The organism is Deltaproteobacteria bacterium, from assembly GCA_005879535.1.
In the GTDB taxonomy this organism is placed as follows: Bacteria; Myxococcota; Myxococcia; order Myxococcales; family 40CM-4-68-19; genus 40CM-4-68-19.
This window is the reverse complement of record VBKI01000048.1, coordinates 1-15,439: the sequence shown is the minus strand read 5'-3', so window position 1 is coordinate 15,439 and position 15,439 is coordinate 1. Positions and strand designations below refer to the sequence as shown.

Here is a 15,439-nt window from a genome sequence, read left to right as displayed (position 1 = left end):
GTGAGCTCAGGGCGCGCGCTCGAATCGGAACTCGCGGAGATCGCGAGCCGCAAGGCCGCCGTCTTCTGCCGGTTGACGCCGGCAGTCTTCGCCGATGTTCGCCGACATTTCCACGACGACCTGGAGCGCGTCGGGTTTGCAGTCGCTGACCCGCGTCTCGAACTCGAGCGGGCAGATCTTGCCGCCCGGCGTCTCGCCCGAGCCGCGCATCACGCCGGAAATGGCGTCGGAGGCCCGACGCAAGTCGAAGGTGATCGGCTCCGAAGGCGGAGTCACTCCGCCGTCGTCCGCGCGCTGTACGTAATCGCCCTGGATCAAGCCGGCATCCTCGCGAAACCGGTACGCAAAATGCCGGTCGCTGGAGTTCAGCCAGAGACCCGAAAGGTCCTGATCGCAGAACCGCGGCTGCGCCGGCGGGGCCTTCTTGCATGCGGCTGCGGCGAGGCAGATCACGATGGCGGCGAAGCGCGGCAATTGGACGTCCTTTCGCGGGCGGCGGTACTATCACGGAATGCGCTTCCTGCTCGTCGCGCTCCTCCTGCTTGCGGCCGCCGGGGAAAAGCCTGCGCCCGCGCAGCAGAAAGGCGCGCCGTCGCAGCCGAAGAAGCGGCGGACGGCGCCGACACCGCATCCGCCTGCGGGTCCGACCCGCGCGGAAAAAGCCAAGACGGCGATGGCCTGATCTCAGCGCAGAGCGCCGAGCAACAGGCGCTCGCTCTGCGCGACGTCCTCGAATCCGGGCAGGACCAGCTCCGCCCCGTGCTCCGCCAGCTCGTGGACGCTGTAGCGGCCGGTGGCGACGCCGCAAGCGGGAAGACCTGCGTCGTGCGCCGCGATGACGTCGCGCGGAGTGTCGCCGATCACCACGCCGTCGGTGGCGCCAAGCTCGGAAGCGCGGCGCCAGGCGGCGCGAACGATGTCTGCTCGCGGCTCCGCGTCGCTGCCATATCCGCCGAACTTGAACGCGCTCCAAAGCCCCGCGGACGTGAGCTTCAGCTCCGCGCCTCGCGCGAGATTGCCCGTGCAAAGGCCGAGGACGACGTTGGAGCGCGCCTGCAGCCGGCGCAGCAACTCCGGCACTCCGGGAAGCGCGGCGTAGACGTTGCGCGCGCACTCGCCGGCGAGGGCGTCGAGGTAGCGGGCAAGGACGGCATCGATGTCGGTGTCGTGGATCGTTCGCATCCGCTGGTCGAGCGGAACGGTCTGGTCTCCTTCCGCAGCGAGCAGGGCGCGCGCGATCGCGCGGTCGGTCATGCCGTCGAGGCGCATCTTGCGCAGCTCGGCGACCGCCTGGGGCCGCGCATGCAGCGCCTGACCGAGAGCGCGGGTGCCGGCGCCGCCGCTGCGCGTGAGGGTGCCGTCGAGATCGAAGAGCAGCGCTCTCATGCGCCCGATACGACGAGCTCGGCGAAGCGGATGGTGGGTGCGGCGGTGGACGCGCGGAAATCGAGGTCGTCGCCGACGGCGTCGATGCCTTTGAGCATCTCGAGCAGGTTGCCGCTCACGGTGACTTCTTGCACCGGGTACGCGAGCTCGCCGTTCTCGATCCAGATCCCGTTGGCGCCGCGCGAGTAGTCGCCGGTCACCGGATCGGCGCCGCGGCCGAGCATGGCAGTGACGTAGAGGCCGTTCTGGACGCCTTTGATGATCTCCTCCGGCTTCTGGGCTCCGGCCTGCAGGTAGAAGTTGCTGGTGCCGATGGACGGCAGGCTCGCCCAGGCGCGCGAGGCGCTGCTGGTGCTCTTCGCCTTTGCTTTGCGCGCGGTGGTGGCGTCGTAGAGGAAGCTTCGGAGGATGCCGTTCTCGACGACGGCGGTGCGGCGGGAGGCGACGCCCTCGCCGTCGAACGGCCTCGTGGCGATGCCGTGCGCGAGCGTCGCGTCATCAATGAGCGTGACGTTCCTGGAGGCGACCTGCTTTCCCAGGAGCGCGCCCAGGAAGCTGGACTTCTTGTGGACGAGGAGGCCGTTCACCGCGGTGGAGATGCCGCCGATGAAGCCCGCGGCCATCTGCGGATCGAAGACCACCGGGACGCGCTGCGACTTCGGCTTGCGCGCTCCGAGCATGCGCGCGGCGCGCTTCGCGGCGGTGCGGCCGACTTCTTCGGGCGGTTGCAGATTGGCCAGCTTGCGACGGGTATCGCTCCAGGAGGCCGTCTGGAGCTGTCCATCGGCTTCGGCGACCGGCGAGCAATAGACGTAGACATAGGAAGCGCGCGACTCCCCGCGCGCGCCGTGACTGGAGGCGATGGCGGACTGGGAGAGGAAGTCGCCCGCGCCGGTGGAGTCGAACTTGCGCACACGCGGGTCCTCGGCGCGCGCCGCTTTCTCCGCCTCTCGCGCGGCCGTCAGCTTCCACTCCGGTGAAATCTCCTCGATGGCAGGATCGTACTCGCCAGCGTCTTTCGCGCCGAGCTCCGCGCCGCGGGGAAGGCCGTTGGCTTTGTCCTTTGCGGCGCCCTTCGCCAGGGCGACGGCGTTCTCCGCGAGTTTTTTCAGCCCATCCTTCGAGAGATCGGTCCCGTAGGTGAACCCGAGCCTCTGCGCGCAGATGACGCGCAGCCCGATGCCCTTCGAGGAGGCCTGGTGCAGCTCTTCCACCTCGCCGTCGCGGACGCGAACCGACGCGTCGCGCGTCCTCTCCGCGTACGCTTCCGCCTCGGCAGCACCGGCCTTGCGCGCGAGCTTGACGAGGAGCTCGCAGGTGTCGAGCAGGTTCCTGCGCCGGTGCCTCCCACCGTGACGTTGTCGATCCGCACCGTAGGCAGCCCGACGCCCACCGGCACCGCCTGGCCGTCTTTGCCGCACGTTCCGAGCCCGGGATCATGTGAGGCGTCGGAGCCGACCGCGCTGACGTTCTTGAGCGCTTCAGGGCCGACGCCGATCAGCATCGCGCCCTTCACCGGCTTCGTGATCTCTCCCTTTTCAATCAGGTACGCCTCGCTGATCTCGAAGACGAAGTTACCGTTCGAGATATCCACCTGGCCGCCGCCGAACTGGCGGCAGTAGAGGCCTTTGGCGACCCCTCCGACGATCTCCTCCGGCGTCTGGTCGCCGGGCGCGAGATACGTGTTCGTCATGCGCGGCATCGGCGCGTAGCGGAAACTCTGCCGTCTTCCAGACCCGGTACTGCGCTGTCCGGTGAGCTTCGCGTTCAGGTGATCGTAGAGGTACCCCTTGAGCACGCCGTTCTCGATCAGCACCTTGCGCTCGCCGGGATTGCCTTCGTCGTCGACGTTGATGGAGCCGCGGCCGCCGGAAACAGTGCCGTCGTCGATGACGGTGACGAGCTCGCTGGCCACATTTTCCCCGAGCTTTCCGGCGAAGAGCGACGTGCCTTTGCGGATGAAGTCGGCCTCGAGCCCGTGCCCGACGGCTTCGTGGAGGAGGATTCCGCTCCATCCTGGCGCCAGCACCACCGTCTGAGGTCCCGAGGGCGCAGGCACCGCGCCGAGCGTCGCCACGGCTTGCCGCGCCGCCTCACGCCCGACCTGCTGCGGGGAGAAATCCTCGAAGAAGCGGAAGTCGACCCGGCCGCCGCCGCCGTAGAAGCCGGTGCGGCGCTCGCCCTTCTTTCCGAAGGCGACGCACTGCACGGAGAGCCGGCAGAGGTCCTGCCGATCCTCGGCGAGATGGCCCAGAGTGTTGGCGACGAGGATCTCGCGCGTCTGGTCGGCGTAGGCGCCCGTCACCTGCTTGACCCGCTTGTCGTAGGAGCGCGCGGCGGCGTCGGCCTGCTGGAGCAGCTCGATCTTCCGCGCGACGTCGATGGAGGCGAGCGGGGTGCGCACCTGGTAGTAGGTGGGGAGCGGCGTGCGCGACATGTTGACGGGGCCGGGCTCGCGGTTGCCGTCGGCGATCAATGCGGCGGTCTGGGCAGTGCGGAGCAGGGCGGGCTCGTCGAGATCGTCGGAGTAGGCGTAGCCCACTTGCGCTCCGCGGATGGCGCGGACGCCGACGCCGGTCACCGAGCCGGACTGGGCGCTCTTGATGCTTCCTTCGTCGAGCATCGCGGCCGTGCTGGTGTTGCGCTCGACGTAGACCTCGGCGAAGTCTGCGCCGCGGGACATCGCGGCGGAGAGCAGCCGCTCCACGAGCGGGAGCGGAAGCAGCGGAGAGCGGGTCTGCGTCGTGCTTTTGCGAGGCATGGGGCAGAATGGATAACCCATGCGCCTGTTCTTTGCATTGCCGCTTCCCTCGGAGATGAAGGAGAAGCTGCGGCCCACGCTGGACGAGGCGCGGAAGGTCAGCGGGGGCGGGGTAGGGTTCACGAAGCTCGAGCAGCTTCACTTCACGCTGGCATTCCTCGGCGAGCAGCCGGCAGCGGACGAGGCCTTGGCGGCTGGAGAGTCGCTGCGGGAGTCGGCGGCCTTCGATCTGGTTTTGTCGGGCGTAGGCGCCTTTCCCAGCACGATGCGGCCGCGAGTGCTCTGGATCGGGGCGAGGGAAGGCGCCTCGGAGCTGATGGCGGCCGCTGAGCGCCTGCGGGCTGCGCTCGAGCAGCGCGGTTTCAAGCTGGAGGAGCGGAAGTTTCGCCCCCACCTGACGCTCGGACGGGTGCGGCCGCAAGGCGAGGGCGGCGCGAAGAGGGCGCTCGCGGTGATTCCGCCCGGCGAGCTTGCCCGCTGTACGGTTCGCGGGGCCTGCTTGATGCAGAGCGTTCTCGGCGGGCGCAGCGGCGCGACGCATACCGTGGTGCGGATGTTCCCCTTCCGCTGATAGGGTACCGAGCGATGGCGGGAGCGGACGAGATCGCGCGCGCAGAGCTGGATGCGTTGCGGACGCGCGGGCTGTTGCGGTCGCTGGAGCCCTTGCGCAGCCCGCCCGGGTCGGAGATCGAGCTCCGGCCCGGGGAGCGGCTGATCAACTTCAGCTCGAACGATTACCTGGGACTCGCATCCGATGCGCGCATCGCCGAGGCGCTCGCAGTCGGGACGCGCACCTGGGGTGCCGGGGCCGGTGCGAGCCGGCTGGTGTGCGGCGATTTTCTTCCGCAGCACGAGCTCGAAGCGGAGCTGGCGCGCTTCGCGTCGAGCGAGGCGGCGCTGTTGTTCGGCAGCGGCTACGCTGCGAACTGCGGCATCCTTCCCTCGTTCGCTGGCCCCGAAGACCTGATTCTCTCCGACGCGCTGAATCACGCCTCGATCATCGACGGCTGTCGCCTCTCCCGCGCGCGCGTCGAGGTCTATCCGCATGGAGATGTGGGCGCGGTTGAAAAGGCGCTCCGCGCACCGGCGCGCCGCAAGATCGTCGTCACCGACGCGGTGTTCTCCATGGACGGCGACCGGGCGCCTTTGCGCGAGCTCGCCGCGCTCTGCTCCGCGGCCGGCGCTCTGCTGATCGTCGACGAAGCGCACGCAACCGGCGTGATCGGTCCGCGCGGTGCTGGGCTCGCGGCGGAGCTCGGCGTAGCCGCAGATGTGCGCATGGCGACCTTGTCGAAGGCCTTCGGTGTCGCCGGCGCGTATGTCGCGGCGAGCCGGGCGGTCTGTGATCTTCTGCTGAATCGCGCCCGCCCGCTCATCTTCTCCACCGCGCTCCCGCCGGCGCTGGCCTGCGCCGCCCGCGCGTCGCTCGAGATCCTCGCCGGGAGCGAGGGAGACGCGCGCCGCTCACGCCTGTGGAGCAACGTCCGTCGCTTCGCCGCCGGACTCCGCGAAGCCGGCCTGCCCGCGCGCGAAGATTCCGCGATCTTCCCCGTCGTCACCGGCACACCGGACCGCGCTCTGGCAATGGCCGCGCACCTGCGCGAGCTGGGCATCCTCGCCAAGCCCATCCGACCTCCGACGGTCCCGCAAGGCACCAGCCGCATCCGCTTCGCGGTGACCTCCGCGCACACCGTGGACCACATCGATCGGGCGATCGCCGCGCTACGCGCGTGTTAGAACGTTCGCTCGATGAGCGAAATCCCCAAGACCATCGAGAATGCTGACACGCGCCACCAAAGGCTGACCGCGCTCGACCGGGCGCACCTCTGGCATCCTTTCACGCAGATGCAGACCTGGGTCGAGCCTCTGCCGGGCGACGAGCCGGTGATCATCGACCACGCCCGCGGCTCCTGGCTGTTCGATACGCGGGGGCGCAAGTACCTCGACGCCATCTCGTCCCTGTGGGTCAACGTCCACGGCCATCACCGCCCCGAAATCGACAGCGCCATCCGCCTGCAGCTCGAGCACGTCGCGCACACCACGCTGCTCGGCCTCGGCTCGCCGCCGTCGATCGAGCTTGCCGCCGAGCTGGTCGCGCGCGCGCCGAAGGCGGGCCTCGCTCCCGGCGAGCACGGCCTCACCAAGGTCTTCTACTCGGACAGCGGCAGCACGGCGGTGGAAGTCGCGCTGAAGATGGCCTTCCAGCATTGGAAGCAGCGGGGAAAGCCCGAGAAGCGCAAGTTCGTCGCGCTCGCCGAGGGCTATCACGGCGATACGCTGGGCTCGGTCAGCGTGGGCGGCGTGGACCTCTTCCACGAGATCTTCCGCCCGCTGCTCTTCGACTGCCTCCGCGTCCCCGCGCCGTACGCCTACCGCTGGCCCACCGGTCCCAAGCACTGTCTCGAGTCGGCGGCGCTCGCCGCCGAGTCGATGATCCACGGCCGCCGCGACGAGATCGCCGCCGTCATCCTCGAGCCTTTGGTGATGGGAGCGGCGGGAATGATCACGCACCCGCCCGGCTACCTGAAACGGATCTCGCGCTCCTGCAAGGAGAACGGCGTCCTGCTCATCTGCGACGAGGTGGCGACGGGCTTCGGCCGCACCGGTACGCTCTTCGCCTGCGAGCAGGAAGAGGTGGTGCCCGACTTCCTCTGCCTCGCCAAGGGGCTCACCGGTGGGTACCTGCCGCTCGCAGCGACGCTGACGACCGACGCCGTCTACGAGAGCTTCCTCGGCCCGTTCGAGTCGAAACGGACGTTCTTCCACGGCCACAGCTACACCGGCAATCCCCTGGCTTGCGCCGCCGCCCTCGCGTCGCTGCGGCTGTTCGACGAGGACAACACGCTGGACCACGCCCGCGCGATGGCGCAGCGCCTCGCGGAAGGGCTTGCGCCGCTGGCCGAGCTGCCACACGCCGGCGACATCCGCCAGCGCGGGTTGATGATCGGCATCGAGCTGGTGCGCGATCGCAAGACGAAGGAGGAGTTCCCCTACGCCGACCGCGTCGGCCACAAGGTGTCGCTCGCGGCCCGCGCGCACGAAGTGATGCTGCGCCCGCTCGGCAACGTGGTGGTGCTGATGCCGCCGCTGTCGATCAAGCCGGCGGAAGTGGACTTCCTGGTCGACGGCGTCCGCGAGTCGATCATCGAGGCCACCGGGTGAAGGGCTTCTTCGTCGCCGGCACCGATACCGGTGTCGGGAAGACGGAGATCGCGCGCGCGATCTGCGCGCTGCTTGCCAGGAGGGGATTGCGGCCTCTGGCCTTGAAGCCGGTGGAGACGGGCTGCGCGCCCGATCACCCGGAGGACGCGCTCGCCTTGCTCGCAGCATGCGGCACCGGGCAGCTCCTCGACGAAATCTGCCCTTATCGATTCCGCCTTCCCGCGGCTCCGCTCGTGGCCGCGGAAGCGGAAGGCGCCAGCATCGATCTGCTCCGCATCGAGGAGCTTGTCTCCCGCGCAAAGGCGCCCATCGTGGTGGAAGCGGCTGGCGGGCTCCTGGTACCGCTGGCGCGCGCGGCGCTCTCGCTCGACCAGATGGATCCCGCCGATCGCGCGCCCGCTCGCGCCATCGTCACCAATCTCGACCTCGCCGATCGCCTGCGCCTCCCCGTCGTGCTGGTCGCCCGCGCCGGTCTGGGGACATTGAACCACTGCGCGCTTAGCGTCGACGCGCTGGAACGCCGCGGTCTCGAGACTGCGGCGGTCGTCCTCAACCGCTGCGTCCCGGACGACGATCCGAGCGTCGCGACCAACGCCCGCTGGGTCTCGGAACTGACCGGTGCACGGGTCCTCGGACCAGGCCCGTTCGTCGCCGATCCCCACGAACGGCCTGCGGCGCTTGCGCACCTCGTCGCGCCACTGATCGAGTGATGGTTTTCTAGACGAGCCCCATCACTCCGGCCGCCGCGCCGACGGCGATCATCCAGACCGGATTGATCTTCGTCCGCAGCACGACGAACGCCGCGAGCAGCGCGACCGCCGCGGCGGTCCAGTCTCCGCTGCCGCCGCGAAACAGAATCCACCCCGTCGCGAACACCAGTCCCACGGAGATCGGCGCCAGGCCCTTGCCCACTGCGCGGCCGAGAGGCCCGGGGGCGCGGTTCGTCGAAACGCGCACCATCGCGATGGTGAGCGCGGCGGGCGGTACGAGGATCGCCAGCGTCGCCGCCGCCGCTCCCGTCCAGCCCGCCACCTGCCATCCGACGAGGGTGACGAAGAGCAGGTTCGGACCGGGCGCGGCCTGAGCGATCGCATAGGCGGCGGAGAACTGCTCGGCGCTGATCCAGTGATGCGCATCGACGACGTAGCGCTGCATCTCGGGGGCGACCATCACCACGCCGCCTCCGATGGCCATCAGCGAGAGCATCGCGAAGTGCGCGACCATCGGGCCGACGATGCTCCAGACCGGCGCGTCGGCCGACTGCGAATTCACCATCGCTCTCTCCAGGCCAGCAGGATGCCGATCGGCGCGACGAAGACCATCACCGCGAGCAGAGGGAACCGCATCACGCCGACGCCAGCGAACGCCAGCGCCAAGAGGCAGATCGGAGCGATTCGCCGCGGCATCGCCCGGGCCATCTTCACGGCGGTGGCCACGATGAGTCCCGCGACCGCGGCGGACATTCCCGCGAGAGCCCGGCGTACCGGCGGAAGGTCGCCGAACTGCTGGTAGCCGATCCCGAGGGCGAGCACGATCGCGATGGGCAGCGCGATCATGCCGCCGAGGGCCGCCGCCGCTCCGCTGAGGCCGGCGCTGCGATAGCCGAACATCACGGAGAGGTTGCAGATCGTGGGCCCCGGCATCACCTGGCTGAGCGCGAGCAGCTTCGGGAACTCTTCGGCGCTCAGCCAGCGGCGCCGCTCCACCAAGGCGCGGTAAGCGAAGGGGAGCACGCCGCCAAAGCCGGACAGGGCCATCTGGGAGAACGCGATGAACAGCTGGAGCGGCGAGATCTTCATCGGCACGGCCACGGTTCGATGCAGGCGCTGGGCCAACCGATGCGCAGCTCGTCCTTCGCTCTCGAAAGCGGCGCCGGCGTAGGCGTTGCCGCCGGATTTCCGATCTCCGTCAGTGTACCGGATTCCCGCGGCGGGTGTTCCGCGCTCCCTAACCGGCAGCGACGTGCGTTGACACTGCGCAGGCCCGCCGATTAGATTCCGCGCCCGCCGCTGAATGAATGGTCATTCAGTGTGCCACGCGGAGCGCCGATGGCCGATCAGACGCCCAAGTCCTACTTCGAGGAGAAGATCGCGAGGAAGCTCGTCGAGAAGCCCGAGACCTCGAAGGCGGTGAACTCGATCTACGAGTTCAACATCACCGGCGAGAACGGCGGCGTCTGGACGGTCGATCTCACCAAGGAGCCCGGCACCGTGCAGGCCGGTTCCACCGGCAACGCCAAGTGCACGGTGACCTGCGCGGCCAACGACTTCATGAACATCGTCTCCGGCAAGATGAACCCGCAGATGGCGTTCATGAGCGGGAAGCTGAAGATCAAGGGCGACATGGGCCTCGCCATGAAACTGCAGAAGGTGATTGGCTAAGCCCCTCGACGGCGTTCGTGTGCTCGACCTGTCCCGGCTGTTGCCGGGACCGTATGCGTCGCTCGTACTGTCCGATCTGGGCGCCGACGTGGTGAAGGTGGAGGACCCCGACCCGGGCGATTACCTGCGCGAGATTTCCGCGGGGATGTTCGCGGCGCTGAACCGCGGGAAGCGATCGATCGTCCTCGACCTGAAGACTCCAGCCGGCTCCGCGGAGCTGCGGCGCCTCTGCGGCGTCGCGGACGTGCTGATCGAGAGCTTCCGCCCCGGCGTCCTCGAGCGACTCGGCTTCTCGGACCTGCTGGCGGACCCCGGGCGGCTGGTGATCTGCCGCATCTCCGGCTTCGGCCAGAGTGGTCCCTGGCGCGACCGGGCTGGGCACGACATCGGCTACATCGCGTTGGCGGGAATCGTCGCACGCAACCGCGGCGTGCCGGCGGTGCAGCTCGGCGACCTCTTCGGCGGCGCGCAAAACGCGGTGGTCGGCGTCCTGGCCGCGCTCCTGGAACGCTCGCAGACGGGCCGCGGCCGCATCGTCGACGTGGCGATGGCGCAAGGGGTCACCGGTCTGCTGCTCCCGCACCTCGGCGAGCTGCCCGATGCCCCGGAGAACATGCTCGACGGCTCGCGCCCCTGCTACCGGGTGTACGTCTGCAAAGGCGGCGGCAGGTACGCGCTCGGGGCGCTGGAGCCGAAGTTCTGGCAGCGCTTCTGTGAGGCGGTCGGGCGGCGCACGTGGTCGGATCACGGATTCGATCGCACGCTGGTCCCCGAGGTCGACTCGTTCTTCGCGACGCGCACCCGCGAGGAGTGGGACGTCTTCCTCTGCTCCGCGGACTGCTGCGGCGAGCCGGTGCTCGAGCCTGCCGAGCTGCGCGACCATCCGCTCTTCGCCGAGCTCTTCACCGGCGAGCTCCCACGGACGTATCCCGCGCTCGTCGCGACCACGGACTTGCCCGCCGGCCGCGCTCCGGCGCGTGGCGAGCACACTGCGGAGGTGCTCCGCGAGTGGTCGCCGCGCTGAGTACGTCGGGCGTGCGACGGCATGCTCGCACGCAGGGCGTCTCAAGGTGATTGCGCGCTCGCTCGTCCTGCTGCGCGCGGCGAACGTCCGTCGCTTGCATGGCGCAATTGCCGCGCTAGCTTGTCCGTCCACCCAAGGAGGATAGAGATGAAGACATTTCTCATCGGCATGGCCGCGGCCGGATTGGTCGGGGTTACGACCGCGCGGGCAGAGCAGCAGACTTCCACTACCGACAAGTCGACGGCGACCACTTCGAGTCCGACGCAGACCCAGAAGTCCGGCGATTCCTCGATGAGCCAGACGCCCTCGAGCTCGAGCCAGACTTCGACGAGCCCGGCAGCTTCGAGCGGGACGGGCGCCACGGCGAGCGCATCTTCGAGCGGGACGGGCGCCACGGCGAGCGCGAGCAGGGAGCTCTCCGGCGTGGTGAAGAAGATCGACAAGGACAAGCACTCCCTGAAGATCTCCTCCAGCACCGGCAGCGAGCAGGAGCTGAAGGTCGCCGACAGTGCGACGATCACGCGCGATGGCAGCCAGGCCGGCCTGGATCAGATCAAGGAAGGCGACCAGGTGCGCGCGAGCTTCGACGCGAGCGGGAGCAACGTGAGCAAGATCGAGGTGACCTCGAAGCAGAAGGTCAAGGCGGACGACAAGGACAAGACCGGCTTGAACAAGGAGAAGTAGCAGCGCGAGGCGCGACTTCTCCCGGTCCGAATCCGCGGCGGCGAGGCTCTCTCGCCGCCGCACGTACATTTGCGGCAGCGACTCGCTCGCCCTGAGCCCGCGCGCCCGGCGGGCGTCCGCGCGCACGCCGCGTGCGTTCTCTGCACGAAATCGCTATCTCGGCGCGCGAGGAGGCACCACACAATGGCAAAACTCACGTCGGCCGCTCTGGCGGCCCACGAGCTCGGACTTGCGGCCACGTTCGGCGGAATTCTTTTTGGAGAGAGCGGTCTCGGGAAGGCGGTGCGGGTGCTGCCCGATGAGAAGGATCGCTCCCGCGTCATCGATCAGGCCTGGCGGACCTACACGATCCCGAAGACCATCGGTTTGATCACCACGGCGGCCACCTGGCTCATCGGCCGCTCCGTCTTCGGCGGCCAGTTCTTCGGCCGCAAGATGCGCAACCTGATCGTGGCCAAGGACGTGGCCCTCGGCATCACCGTCGTCTCCGGCATCGGCGCCCAGGTCTGTGGCCGGATGCTCTCGAACGAGCAGCCGTTCCCGGTCGACACCAACGGCAGGCCGTCCGAGGGCACGCCGGAGCGGGCAGCGTCCCTGATCCGGGTCGTGAACCTGCTCGGCTACGTGCAGCTGGTCGCGGCGGGCACGGCGCTGGCGCTCACGTCGGCGCTGAACATCCGCGGACAGAGGAATCCCGGCTGGAACGCCGTCGCGCGCTTCCTGCCATAGCGGTTGACAAGGGGGCCCGACGAGCTTTATACGACGCACCCCAACTGACGCGGGGTGGAGCAGTCCGGTAGCTCGTCGGGCTCATAACCCGAAGGTCGCAGGTTCAAATCCTGCCCCCGCAACCAAAAAACGTAGGCCCTACAAGTACTTGGCTTGTAGGGCCTGCATGTTTTCGGTCTCGGGTCGTGCCCCGAGGGGCGCAGGTTTGCAAGCTGTATCAAAGGCTCGGCGCGAGCATCGAGTATTTTCCGGTGCTTACGTGCTTACGTCTACCAGCGACCCTCCGGACCCTGTGCCCGATCACCAGCTGCTGACCACCGGCTGACCAAATTGCGGTACCTCGCCCGCCCCTTGTGTGCGCACTAAAATGTATTACACTTGTTCCCGTGCGGTTCACGTGGGACCCACAGAAGGCCGCGTCGAACCTGAAGAAGCACGGAGTCTCGTTCATTGAGGCCGCTTCTGTGTTCGCTGACCCGCTCGCGGCGATGGTGGAGGACGCACTGGACCCTGAGCGCGCGATTCCTGATCGATCAGTCCGAGAAGGGGCGTGTTCTGCTCGTTGTCTTCATCGAGCAATCCGAGGACACGATTCACATCATCAGCGCGAGACGCGCTACGTCCCATGAGAGGAAACGCTATGAAGAAGGCGGTTGGTAAGAAGGCCCGCGAGCCGTCTCGCGCATCGCTGCGCGAGATACCCGAGGTGAACTTCGACAAGACCAAGGTACGCCGCAATCCATACGCGCTCCGAATCGCGAAAGAAGGAATTTCGATTCACGTGGGTCGGGGCAGGCCAAGGAAGGGAACGGAGACCGGTCCCACGATCCCGCGCTCGGTTCGATTTCCAGTAAAAGTGTGGAAGCATCTCGAGAGGCGCGCCAGGCAGGAAGGCATGCCGCTACACGCGGCGCTACGCGCCGCCGTCATGGCGTGGATCAACATGAGACCGACCGGCCATGAGGGGTAGAGGGCTTCGCCTTGCCAAGGCGAAGGTCGCCGGTTCGAACCCGGTGTTCCGCTCCAACTACAACGGCCCGGCTTTCCTCAAGAATCTCAAGGGACCCGGGACCTCTTTTTTTTGGCCTCCGGGAGCGCTTGGACCCCAAGTGGACCCCGCGCGAGCAATTCCGTGCGCGCGATGACGTCGGCCTCGCGCGCGTCGGGCTGATCGTATGCAGATCGAGGAGCGCCTTCTCGCGGCGATGCAGGACGCCCGAGATAGCGCCGCACGCGACGACCTCAGGCGTCAAGCCGTGATCGGGCTGCGCAGGAGCAAGGCACCGGCTTCGTCCTCCCGCTCCTTGCAACGCAGATCCTCTGGATCAACCTTGACGTGAGTGACCTGCGCGAGGCGATGGAGACGCTGGGCGAAGCGACCGGCGTCCTGGGTCGGGATGTTCTTCGTCGGCATGATCATGGCCGCAGGCACGCTGTTGGTGCTCGACTGGAGCCTGCCCGGCGGACTCATCGACGACTGGTTGCGTTGCGCCGCGGTGGGAAGCTCAGTGCTGTGGCTCGGCGGGCTGCGCAAAGCTGGCCATCCGGGCGCGGGCACCTCGTCGTCAAGACGTCCCAGCCGTTGACGGGGGCCTCACCGAAACGTGAGGTTTCACGGTTACAACAACATGCTGGGTGTCGGACTGCCTCGCAGCTTGCGCTGGTCGCCCTGTGCCTGCTGCCGCCGCGTGTCCACCACTCGCCCGGCGCCGTGGGTGACATCGTCGCCGCGCCTCGCTCCATCCGCCCCGCCCGCCATGAACATCCTGATCAGGCGACAGCATCGAGTTTGTCGCCTTGCTTGTGGACCCTGGATGAGCCATAGCTTCCGTCGTGCGCCTATCCGAGAGCGATAGCCACCTGCTCGCAAGCGCTCCTGTCGCGCCCAGCTATCTCGGAGACGGCACCACCGTGATGTCATGGCTGAACACGCGCGATCACAAGCGCGTCGGCGTCATGTTCCTGGTGGCCGTACTCACTGCCTTCTTCGTCGGTGGCGTTTTCGCCCTTCTGCTCCGATTCAAGCTGCTACAGCCGGGTCCCTTTTTCATCGATGCCCTGAGCTACAACCGGCTGTTCACGCTGCATGGCATTGTAATGATCTTCCTCTTCCTCATCCCGTCGATCCCGTCGGCCTTCGGCAACTTCGTGGTGCCGCTGATGATCGGCGCGCGCGACGTGGCGTTCCCGCGGCTGAATCTTGCCTCGTTCTACTTGTACCTTGCTGGCGCGGCGATCGCGCTTTGGGGCATGGTGCACGGTGGCGCGGATACGGGTTGGACTTTCTACACACCGTATTCCAGCACCACGCCGACACAGGTGGCACCCATCCTCCTCGGCGCGTTCGTGTTGGGCCTCAGCTCGATCGTTACTGGAATCAATTTCATCGTGACGGTCCACAGCCTGCGGGCCCCCGGTTTGAATTGGATGAAGCTCCCGCTCTTCGTCTGGGGAATCTACGGGACAAGCATCATCCAGGTCCTTGCCACCCCCGTGCTGGGCATCACGTTGCTGATTGTCACCGTCGAGCGCATCGGCGGATTCGGCCTCTTCGATCCGGCCCGCGGCGGGGACCCCGTGCTGTTCCAGCACATGTTCTGGTTCTACTCGCACCCCGCGGTCTACATCATGGTCCTGCCCGGCATGGGTGTGATCTCCGAGACGGTATGCACGTTCTCGCGCAAGAACATGTTCGGATACAAAGCCGTCGCGTTGGGATTGCGTTCGTAGGGTTCTTCACCTGGGGGCACCACCTGTTCGTCGCCGGCCAAAGCACCTTCAATGCGGGCGCCTTCGGGTTGCTCTCCATGTTCGTCGGCATCTTCACCGCCATCAAGGTCTTCAACTGGGTTGGGACGATGTACCGCGGCGCGATCTCCTTCAAGACGCCTGTCGCGTACATGTGCGGCTTCTTTTATTTCCTGGTTTTTGGCGGAATGACCGGCATCGCGCTGGCCACCACCTCGCTCGACATCCACTGGCACGACACGTACTTCATCATCGCGCACTTCCACTTCATCATGGTCGGAGCGTCGGTGATGGCCTTTCTCGCGGCGCTTCACTATTGGTTCCCGAAGATGTTCGGACGCACCTACCACGAGGGCTGGGGTCTGGTCGCGGCGTCACTGATCATTCTCGGGTTCAACGCCACTTTCGTTCCGCAGTTTCTGCTTGGTAACTACGGGATGCCTCGGCGCTACTACCAGTATCCGGAGCACTTCCAAGCGCTGAACGTCGCGTCCACCGCCGGCGCCACACTGCTGGGCTTTGGCTTTCTCATAATCTTCATCTACTTGGCGATTGCGCTGAAGT

15 protein-coding genes, 2 tRNA genes and 3 pseudogenes are annotated in these 15,439 nt (G+C 67.4%); 14 read left to right on the top strand and 6 right to left on the bottom strand.

What is annotated here, in order from left to right; all coding sequences use genetic code 11:
* Positions 1-6 precede the first annotated feature (6 nt).
* The 4 genes and pseudogenes from E6J58_05130 to E6J58_05115 all read right to left on the bottom strand — a co-directional run bounded on the left by E6J58_05130 (position 7) and on the right by E6J58_05115 (position 4,147).
* A complete protein-coding gene (locus E6J58_05130; protein ID TMB40504.1) occupies positions 7-474 on the bottom strand; it encodes a hypothetical protein in 468 nt (155 codons plus the stop codon).
* 210 nt (positions 475-684) lie between these two features.
* Positions 685-1,386 (bottom strand): HAD family hydrolase, encoded by a 702-nt coding sequence (locus tag E6J58_05125; GenBank protein ID TMB40503.1) that lies wholly within the window; start codon positions 1,384-1,386, stop codon positions 685-687.
* A complete protein-coding gene (locus E6J58_05120) occupies positions 1,383-2,714 on the bottom strand; it encodes a TldD/PmbA family protein (protein TMB40600.1) in 1,332 nt (443 codons plus the stop codon). The genes E6J58_05125 and E6J58_05120 overlap by 4 nt, the downstream gene beginning before the upstream one ends.
* Positions 2,715-2,716: 2 nt before the next feature.
* A pseudogene (locus tag E6J58_05115) lies at positions 2,717-4,147 on the bottom strand (TldD/PmbA family protein).
* Positions 4,148-4,166: 19 nt separating this feature from the next.
* Between E6J58_05115 and thpR the strand changes: the two are divergent.
* The 4 genes from thpR to bioD are packed head-to-tail and all read left to right on the top strand — an operon-like array spanning position 4,167 to position 8,019.
* Complete coding sequence (gene thpR / locus E6J58_05110) at positions 4,167-4,718, top strand: RNA 2',3'-cyclic phosphodiesterase (protein TMB40502.1); 552 nt, start codon at positions 4,167-4,169, stop codon at positions 4,716-4,718.
* A 14-nt stretch (positions 4,719-4,732) separates the two neighbouring features.
* Positions 4,733-5,884, top strand: a complete 1,152-nt coding sequence (gene bioF / locus E6J58_05105) for an 8-amino-7-oxononanoate synthase (protein ID TMB40501.1) — start codon at positions 4,733-4,735, stop codon at positions 5,882-5,884.
* A 33-nt stretch (positions 5,885-5,917) separates the two neighbouring features.
* Positions 5,918-7,309 carry an adenosylmethionine--8-amino-7-oxononanoate transaminase gene (gene bioA / locus E6J58_05100; protein TMB40599.1) on the top strand — a complete coding sequence of 464 codons (1,392 nt, stop codon included), beginning with the start codon at positions 5,918-5,920 and terminating at the stop codon, positions 7,307-7,309.
* A complete protein-coding gene (gene bioD, locus E6J58_05095; protein TMB40500.1) occupies positions 7,306-8,019 on the top strand; it encodes a dethiobiotin synthase in 714 nt (237 codons plus the stop codon). The genes bioA and bioD overlap by 4 nt, the downstream gene beginning before the upstream one ends.
* A 7-nt stretch (positions 8,020-8,026) precedes the next feature.
* Here bioD and E6J58_05090 read toward each other — a convergent pair whose 3' ends face one another.
* Together E6J58_05090 and E6J58_05085 are read right to left on the bottom strand one after the other, a co-directional pair.
* The gene (locus E6J58_05090; protein ID TMB40598.1) at positions 8,027-8,533 is read right to left on the bottom strand and encodes a chromate transporter; all 507 of its coding nucleotides are present in this window, start codon (positions 8,531-8,533) and stop codon (positions 8,027-8,029) included.
* Between the two features lie 44 nt (positions 8,534-8,577).
* Positions 8,578-9,108: a chromate transporter gene (locus E6J58_05085; protein TMB40499.1), complete on the bottom strand. Its 531-nt coding sequence runs from the start codon at positions 9,106-9,108 to the stop codon at positions 8,578-8,580.
* 249 nt (positions 9,109-9,357) lie between these two features.
* Here E6J58_05085 and E6J58_05080 point away from each other — a divergent pair, with 249 nt between their 5' ends.
* The 10 genes and pseudogenes from E6J58_05080 (at position 9,358) to E6J58_05035 (ending at position 15,439) form a co-directional block, all read left to right on the top strand.
* A complete protein-coding gene (locus E6J58_05080) occupies positions 9,358-9,690 on the top strand; it encodes an SCP2 sterol-binding domain-containing protein (protein ID TMB40498.1) in 333 nt (110 codons plus the stop codon).
* Entirely contained in the window at positions 9,683-10,714 is a 1,032-nt protein-coding gene (locus tag E6J58_05075; protein TMB40497.1) for a CoA transferase, read from the top strand. The genes E6J58_05080 and E6J58_05075 overlap by 8 nt, the downstream gene beginning before the upstream one ends.
* 147 nt (positions 10,715-10,861) lie before the next feature.
* Positions 10,862-11,398, top strand: a complete 537-nt coding sequence (locus E6J58_05070; protein ID TMB40496.1) for a hypothetical protein — start codon at positions 10,862-10,864, stop codon at positions 11,396-11,398.
* A gap of 183 nt (positions 11,399-11,581) precedes the next feature.
* The gene (locus E6J58_05065) at positions 11,582-12,127 is read left to right on the top strand and encodes a hypothetical protein (protein ID TMB40495.1); all 546 of its coding nucleotides are present in this window, start codon (positions 11,582-11,584) and stop codon (positions 12,125-12,127) included.
* A 48-nt stretch (positions 12,128-12,175) separates the two neighbouring features.
* Positions 12,176-12,252 (top strand) — tRNA-Met (locus E6J58_05060).
* A gap of 261 nt (positions 12,253-12,513) precedes the next feature.
* Positions 12,514-12,756 carry a BrnT family toxin gene (locus tag E6J58_05055; GenBank protein ID TMB40494.1) on the top strand — a complete coding sequence of 81 codons (243 nt, stop codon included), beginning with the start codon at positions 12,514-12,516 and terminating at the stop codon, positions 12,754-12,756.
* Between the two features lie 11 nt (positions 12,757-12,767).
* The gene (locus tag E6J58_05050; GenBank protein TMB40493.1) at positions 12,768-13,097 is read left to right on the top strand and encodes a hypothetical protein; all 330 of its coding nucleotides are present in this window, start codon (positions 12,768-12,770) and stop codon (positions 13,095-13,097) included.
* Positions 13,076-13,153: transfer RNA gene (locus tag E6J58_05045), tRNA-Gly, on the top strand. The genes E6J58_05050 and E6J58_05045 overlap by 22 nt, the downstream gene beginning before the upstream one ends.
* Before the next feature lie 259 nt (positions 13,154-13,412).
* Positions 13,413-13,647, top strand: a pseudogene (locus E6J58_05040) (hypothetical protein).
* 394 nt (positions 13,648-14,041) lie between these two features.
* A pseudogene (locus tag E6J58_05035) lies at positions 14,042-15,439 on the top strand (cytochrome c oxidase subunit I).